This is a genomic window from Flavobacterium sp. UBA4854 (genome assembly GCF_002399805.1).
In the GTDB taxonomy this organism is placed as follows: domain Bacteria; phylum Bacteroidota; class Bacteroidia; order Flavobacteriales; family Flavobacteriaceae; genus Flavobacterium; species Flavobacterium ginsengisoli.
Genome location: NZ_DHEI01000159.1, coordinates 5,355 through 6,808, shown reverse-complemented (window position 1 = coordinate 6,808; position 1,454 = coordinate 5,355). Strand labels below are relative to the sequence as shown.

Genomic DNA, 1,454 nt, shown 5'->3' with positions numbered 1-1,454 from the left:
GGATACCCGCGCTCACTGCTAATTAAATTCTCAAAACGGATATTGACATTTCCTCGGTACTTATATCGAGTAGCATATGCAGATTCAAAACGCATGGCGTAACTTCCGTTGGTGTAATAATCTCCAAGTACAGTTAAGTCATAATTGTCGCTTAACGCAAAGTAGTAACCTCCATTCTGCAATGAAAATCCACGTGTGTTAGAATCGTTATAACTCGGAATAATAATACCAGAGACGCTTTTTTCTTTGCTTAAAGGGAAAAATCCATAAGGTAATGCAAGTGGTGTAGGAACATCAGCAATTACCATTTGCGTTAAACCGGCAACAATTTTTTTGCCTGGTACAAATTTAATTCTGCTGGTTTTGAAATAATACTCCGGATTATCAATATCTTGAGCCGTTGTAATAATTGCTCCTTTTAAAAAGTATACAGAATCATTCTCTTTTTTGGTAACAGAAGCTTTAATATTTAATTCTCCTTGTTTTGTTCTTGAGTTATAAATTAAAGCTTTTTTAGTTTTAAAATTAAAACGAATTGAATCTGGCTGTACCTCACTTGATCCTTGTTTGAAGTTCGGAAATTGTGTTAGTACTCCTGCAGAATCCTTAATTCTTCCTGCATAAACTTCATCTTTTTCGTAATTAAGAACAATTATACCCGATTTTAATTCGACATCTTTATAGTATAATTCTGCTTCATTATATAAAGTGATCAGCTTTTTTTTCTGATCAATTTTAGCATAGTCTTTTGCTTTGTATCTTACTTTTCCATCCAAAAAAGTCTTTTTTGGTTTAACCGTATCTAGTTTTATGGTATCTGTAATTGCAGGATTTTCTTTATCTGTTTGTTTTACAGCAGGTAAAGGCTTTTTTTTGTTTTTTATTTCTTGCGAGTATAAATTACCACAACCTATAGTTAGGAAAAATGATATTAAAACGATATTAAATAAGTTTGTGTGCAAAGGTTTAAATGCTATTTTTGTAAAATTATGGCTTGTTTTTTGACATGTCAAACTTACATATAATTTTTTGGCAAAAATAATCAATTCTAAAAATTATAACAGCTGCATTTTATTAAAATTAACTTTTAGATTTATGAATAGAATTAACAAATTTAAGGTAATATTTACTTTATTTCTAATAATATCGTCCTTTTGTGCTCATAGTCAGTCAAATGTGTTTAAGGTAACACTAGATGCCGGACATGGAGATCATGACTTTGGAGCTGTTTACAGTGGACGAATTGAAAAAAATATTGCTTTAGCTATTGTTTTGAAGGTAGGAAAGATTTTAGAGCTAAATCCTAATGTTAATGTAATTTATACTCGAAAAACAGATGTTTTTATAGATTTGGTAGAGAGAGCTAATATTGCCAACAGAGCAAATTCGAATATTTTTGTGTCTATTCACTGTAATGCAAACAAAAATACAGCAGCCGACGGAACAGAAACGTA

At 30.9% G+C, this 1,454-nt stretch carries 1 protein-coding gene and 1 pseudogene; one reads left to right on the top strand and one right to left on the bottom strand.

Translation table 11 applies throughout. The features are described 5' to 3' along the window. A pseudogene (locus tag B3J44_RS22645) lies at nucleotides 1–884 on the bottom strand (LPS-assembly protein LptD); the annotation flags it as partial. A 211-nt stretch (nucleotides 885–1,095) separates the two neighbouring features. Here B3J44_RS22645 and B3J44_RS22640 point away from each other — a divergent pair. Beyond that, the coding region (locus tag B3J44_RS22640; protein WP_286971588.1) for an N-acetylmuramoyl-L-alanine amidase family protein at nucleotides 1,096–1,454 on the top strand (359 nt) is incomplete at its 3' end.